The organism is Microcoleus sp. CAWBG640 (assembly GCF_020883015.1).
GTDB classification, from domain to species: Bacteria; Cyanobacteriota; Cyanobacteriia; order Cyanobacteriales; family Microcoleaceae; genus Microcoleus; species Microcoleus anatoxicus.
The window spans coordinates 4,256-10,219 of sequence record NZ_JAHRFC010000130.1; the positions used below are offsets into that span (position 1 = coordinate 4,256).

Below are 5,964 nucleotides of genomic sequence, written 5' to 3' on the forward strand. Positions count from 1 at the left end.
ACCCCTGTCTCATAGCGAAAGTCCTCTCAAAGAGGACTGGGATTGATGATGATTTAATCTAGCTTTTCAGTCGGTTTCAACCGACTTCTGCTTTCTCGACGGGGAATTGATTCCCCGGCGGACTTTTGGGTTAATCCGCAAACTCCGGCGGATTTGTGGGTGAATGCGAAGATTTTTGAATGCGAAAGATTTTGGGTAAATCCGAGGGTCCGCCAGGGGTTGAAAACCCCTGTCTCATAGCGAAAGTCCTCTCAAAGAGGACTGGGATTGATGATGATTTAATCTAGCTTTTCAGTCGGTTTCAACCGACTTCTGCTTTGAGGCAGGGGTTTAAACCCCTGCCGAACTGCCGGACTGCCGCACTGCGGGTATTACCTTTATTAAAGTGAATCGCGATATTTCTTAGGAGTCACACCGACGATTTTGCAGAAAGTCTTGCTAAAGTGACTTTGGTCGTGAAACCCGACTTGCTGCGAAATATAGGCTATTGATAAATCTGGCTTTTTCAACAATTGTTTGGCTTTTTCAATCCGGTACTGGGTGACGTATTGATGGGGCGTGATTTCAATTGATTGTTTGAACAAACGACTGAAATAATAAGGACTCATCTGCACTAAGTTAGCCAGTTCAGCTATGTGCAAATCTCGGTTTAGGTGGTCATTTATGTAGTTAATAACTATCTGCAATTTGCCCGGATCGAGACCGCCTTCAAAATCTCGCCGATGCGGTTTTTGTGCACAATAGCGGTGCAGTATGTGCATTGAAAGTGCGTTTTTCAGTGCATCGACATAAAGAGTGCCGTTTAATCCACCTGATTCCAGTTCGGTTTTCAGAGCCCAGGCAATGCCGAAAATTAACGGATCGCAGATTTGCCATTGCGGTATAATCTCAATGAGGTTTGAATTGGTTGATTCGCCAACTGTATTGTCGAAGTCGGTAGGTTCAAGGGCGATCGCCATAAATTCAGGTTCTTCGACTGCACTTGACTGGAAATCAGTACCAGCAGCACCGATGAACATCTCTCCACTTTGCCACGGTTCGCTACCGTAGTGTTTTCCGTTCAGTATTCCTGTTACTGTTACTGAATTGAGTATCAGCCCAATGCTGTGCTGTTGGAAACAGTGTTCAGGACATTGGTGTGGTGGTGGCTGACGGTGATATTCGACGTGAATTCCCTCCCACTTTGCACCGTGACTCGACAGGATTGCGGGACGCGGAAGAATCAATTTCGTCGCGTCTGTCTGGGCAAAATCTAGAATTAACGGTTTCTCTGAGGACATAGCTTACACCTGCTACCGTAGTTGCCCTATCATATATTTATGAAACACACAAAACGCATCTCAATACTTTTAGCTTTTAGCCAAGTTTCGATCGCCCTAAATCCTGATTAACAAGGGTGACTTTGAATACTCTTATCCACCCTTTTGTAGGGGCGGTGCCAAGAATCCCCGCCCTCTCTCTCTTTTAAATTAGCGCGAGATAAAATGCGCCCAAATATTCCCATCGGGCCCGGCGACTTGATTCATATAATTGTAAGGATACATCAACTTTCTACCCTCAGTATCCCTATAACCAGTGAGTGCATCTCCCCAAGGATCTTGGACGATATAACCGTCGGAATTGTAACCAATTAAAGTGATAATATGACCCGAAGCAGTAAAATCTCCTGCTAAAACCACTGGCCGCCGATTCAACAATTCCGATCGCAAATCAGCCCATTTCCGAGTCGTACTAAAACTCGTCTTGAACCCGTAAGCCTTAATCAGCGCCGAAAGCACGTTATGATCCGTTTGTGAACCCTGACCCGCATAGTCAAAACACCACTGCAATAACTCATCCTCCAACTGTCCGCCCCACTTAGAACGAACACCATAGTAATAAAGTACCATCGCGATCGCAGTTACATTGCAAGTAGACCAATCAAAACGGGGATTATCACGCTGCGAAAAATAGGGCACATTCAATTCCACATTATTTGGAACAGGATCGAAAACTTTATCACCCCGTTTAAACTGAACAGAAGTAGGAACAACAAAACCTGTATTGCCAAAATTAGGCAGTTCTTCCGTCAAAGAAATCTTCAGGTGATTTCCTTCCACACCGTAGCTTTCCACACCGTAAACTCGACCCAGAGGTAACGTATTCCTTTCCGTAGCGCTCAATTGGTTAGCATCAACTGGTCGTTTTTTGAACACAGTTGGTTGCAACATTGTTATGGTCAAAGCATCGGGATCAAAGATAATTTCTTTATCTAATTTTTTAATTTGAACGTGACGCCAATAGATAAAGCCCACATTCCCAAAATCAGGAATAGATTCGGCAAGAGTTACGCGGAAATGACCCAAAATGCAGGCATAGCCAGTAATGGCATAGCTACTGCCTAAAATTAGGTCAGCCACCTGATTTGCTGGGAGTTTCAGTGAATCTTCCGGTGAACCTTTAATCTGGGTGGTTTGAGTTACCAAAAGTTGAGCGCTGATGTTAGTATTGGGTACATCAGCTAGGTCAAATTTCAGGATTTTTGTACCTTTGGCTAGCTGAACGTCTGGTTCATAAAAATAGCCAAAAGTGCCGATCGGCGTAATTGCCGCATCCAAAACCACCTTGAGATGGCCGTCAATAAATCCGTACTTGTTAACAATCAAAGTTTGCCCAGCTTTGACCAGAATTTTTTGCTGATTGTCTAGTCGGGAAGAGTCCACTGGAGCTACTTTAAATAAAGTATCAGAAACTATCTTTAAAGTCAAATCTTTCCCGACAGTTAAGGGGTCAGAACTTACGGTAATATAAATGATTTGACTGCCAGTAACATTGCCTTTGCTATCAGTCGCTCGCAGTCGCAGCCAACGAGCTCCAGGCGTGCTAAATCCTTTGGCTAAATTTACTTGCCAAGTGCCTGCTGTTTGGTTTAGTGTGACGTTTAGTGGCAGCTTATCCTCGGCTATGACTTCAACTTTGACTGCTTCTTGTTTATCAAAAGTACCTGAAAGTGCGATCGTCTGATTCAGCAACACTTCCGTCGGACCTTGATAAGTTAAATTTGGTGCCGGATTGAAAGATTTGCCACCGCGGGCAAATTGTACAAAATCGGGAAAAATAAAACCGGTATTACCAAAGGGCGGTAAATTTTCAGTAAGAGAGACTTTAATGTGGCCTTGTTCGATGGAAAATCCGCTAATTCCGTAAATTATTCCCGCTGGTAAAGTAATTTTTTCCTGTGGTTGCAGAGTCGCTGCATTCGCTGGTCGCTTTTTAAACACAGTAGTTTTGAGAACAGTCATGGTGACTGCATTTGTGTCAAAGGGAATACCTCGACCATTTTGCAAAATTTGGACGTGCTGCGAGTACAGAAAACCGGAAGTTCCCAAGTTGGGTATGGGGCGATCGAAGGTGACTCGAAAATGATTTTCCATGCAAGCATAGCCGAGGATATTGAAGGTTTCTCCCTGACTGAGGTCTACTTTTTGAGTGGAGGATAAGGTAGCAGAATCAGCGGGGCTGAGCTTCAATTTACTTTTTTTGACTACCCAAAGTAACTGCATTCCCGGTGGGGGTGTCGGTAAGTCAGTGCGATCGAATCTGAGAACTTTTGCACCTTTGGTTAGCAAAACGTGTTCTTCATAGAAATAGCCAGATTTTCCCACAGGAGAAATGGGATTATTTAGTTCTACTCTCAGGTGTCTATCGTCTAACTCATAATCTGCCAGCATATAGGTTTGACCCGCGATTGTGTCGGCTTTTTGTTGGTCATTGAGACTGGCTGATGCGATTGTTCCCGCTTTAAATTTGGTATTTTGGAGGACAACTAACATCAACAAGGGAAGGGCGGAGTTAGTAGCAGGATTGACTTTGATATTAAATGTTTGTTCGCCGATAACTTTGCCTGTTTTATCAGTTGCTTTTACTTGCAATGTGCGAATTCCAGGGTTGTCGAAGCCTTTGGGTAAACCGATACTCCAAGTACCTGTAGATAAATTTATTTCTACATTCAGGGCATTTGTGCCTTCGGTTGCTGAAATCCCAGCCACTCGATTTTTGTCAAAAATGCCCACTAGGGCGGAGGCTCGATTCGCCTCAATTTCTTGAGGGCCTAAGTAGGTCAAAATACTGGTGCTGTTTGTCATCTCAATCTCTCTTAGCTAGGTTTGCTGTTAAATCTGGCTGTTAATTTAAAATTGGCACAAATTTGGTAATTGTTCAGCTATCACAATGATAAATTCTGATTTTATCAAACATAACTGCTCGATCGCAAACAAAACCGCCCCTAGATTCAGTCTCAGGGCGGTAAGTGCCTTTAAGTTCGATCGGCTAAAATATTCACCTGTCGATCGACATGATTAATTTTAGTTAACTTAACTACACAATTGTGACCAGAATATCTTGAGCGTGAGAGTCAACTTTCATGGTTTCTCCTTCAAAAACTTGAATGATTTTGGCGGTACCATCGATGACAAAGGTGACGCGCTTGGCATAATCACCTTTTTCGACATCGTAGGCTTTGGTAATCGCGCCATCCACATCTGCTAATAGCTGGAAAGGCAAACAGTATTTTTCTGTGAACTTTTGGTGAGATTCCTCATTATCGCGGCTGACACCGAGAACTACAATATCTTTGTCCTTGTATTCTTCATAAGCTGCTTTGAAGCTTTGGGCTTGTCTGGTGCAGCCGGGGGTGTCGTCTTTGGGGTAGAAATACAATATGACGGTTTTACCGGAGAATTCAGAGAGGGATACTGTTTTGCCATTGGTGTCTTTGGCGGTAAATTGAGGGGCGGCGCATCCAACTGGTAAAGTCATAGTTTTGTTTCCCTTGTTTGGTTTTTCTTGCAGTTCCTCAACTTATTTTACTTGGTTATGTACCTTTGGAATGGGTGCATCTCACTTTTGGAAGGGCGAAGCATGACCGCAGGCAATTTATTAACGATCGCCAGAGATTTACTACGGTCATGCTTCCCCCCTACGAATATATTAACTGGTTCCCAGGCTCCAGCCTGGGAACCCATATCCAGAGGCTCTGCCTCGCTGGGGAAGATGGAAAGGTCGGCAAAGCCTCCCGCTCAGCGTTACCAGGTTGGAGTCTGGTAATATCAAATCCGGTAGCGTCTGAATTATTAAAATCTCTATTTTCTCCCTCTGTGTCCTCTGTGTTCTCTGCGGTTAAATAATTCCGATCCAACCTGAAACGATATAACGAGTAAAAAGGTCGGCAGAGCATCCCGATCGGCGTTACCAGGCTGGAGCCTGGTAACGAGTAAACCGTGATTAATTGTAGGGAAACAGCCTTGCTGTCTCCTGATTATAGGTAATATTAATTCCGATGCTACACGCCCACCGGTTGAGCCGCAGCAGCCATCATCGATGGATCGAGCTTAATCCCTAAACCTTCTGCCACTTGGCGGCCATAATTCGGATCGGCGCGGAAGAAATGGCACAGTTGGCGCATCTGAATCTCCGGTTTTGCTGCACCCAAACTTTCCACAATATTAGCGACAAGCCGCTGCTGTGCATCGGGTTTCATCAAGCGATAGAGGTCTCCTGCTTGAGTATAATCGTCATTGCCTTTACGATGATCGTAGCGATCAACTTTGACATTTCCTAAGTCCCAAGCTGGGTCAGCATAGACACAATTTTGCTTGGGCGTATCCTCGTGGCTATTGGGTTCGTAGTTTGGGGCGCTACCACCGTTGTTACCTAGTGCCATTGCGCCATCAGCCTGGTAGTTCATCACCGGACACTTTGGTTGATTCACCGGTAATTGCTGATAGTTTGTACCGAGACGGTAGCGTTGAGCATCTGCATAGGACATGATGCGAGATTGCAGCACTTTATCTGGAGAAAAGCTAATTCCTGGAACGACATTAGAAGGAGAAAATGCCGCCTGTTCTACTTCCGCAAAAAAGTTTTGGGGATTGCGATTGAGTTCGAGAATTCCCACATTAATTAAGGGAAACTCTGAGTGCTTCC

The 5,964-nt window shown here is 44.5% G+C and carries 4 protein-coding genes; all 4 read right to left on the reverse strand.

Going from position 1 to position 5,964, the window contains the following annotated elements; all coding sequences use genetic code 11:
• Positions 1 to 380: 380 nt before the first annotated feature.
• A complete protein-coding gene (locus AAFP11_RS28370) occupies positions 381 to 1,280 on the reverse strand; it encodes an AraC family transcriptional regulator (protein ID WP_341740030.1) in 900 nt (299 codons plus the stop codon).
• A gap of 189 nt (positions 1,281 to 1,469) precedes the next feature.
• Positions 1,470 to 4,124: a C39 family peptidase gene (locus AAFP11_RS28375; protein ID WP_341740031.1), complete on the reverse strand. Its 2,655-nt coding sequence runs from the start codon at positions 4,122 to 4,124 to the stop codon at positions 1,470 to 1,472.
• 232 nt (positions 4,125 to 4,356) lie between these two features.
• Positions 4,357 to 4,797 (reverse strand): peroxiredoxin, encoded by a 441-nt coding sequence (locus tag AAFP11_RS28380; protein WP_341740032.1) that lies wholly within the window; start codon positions 4,795 to 4,797, stop codon positions 4,357 to 4,359.
• Positions 4,798 to 5,320: 523 nt separating this feature from the next.
• On the reverse strand, positions 5,321 to 5,964 hold a 644-nt coding region (locus AAFP11_RS28385), incomplete at its 5' end, for a catalase (RefSeq protein WP_341740033.1).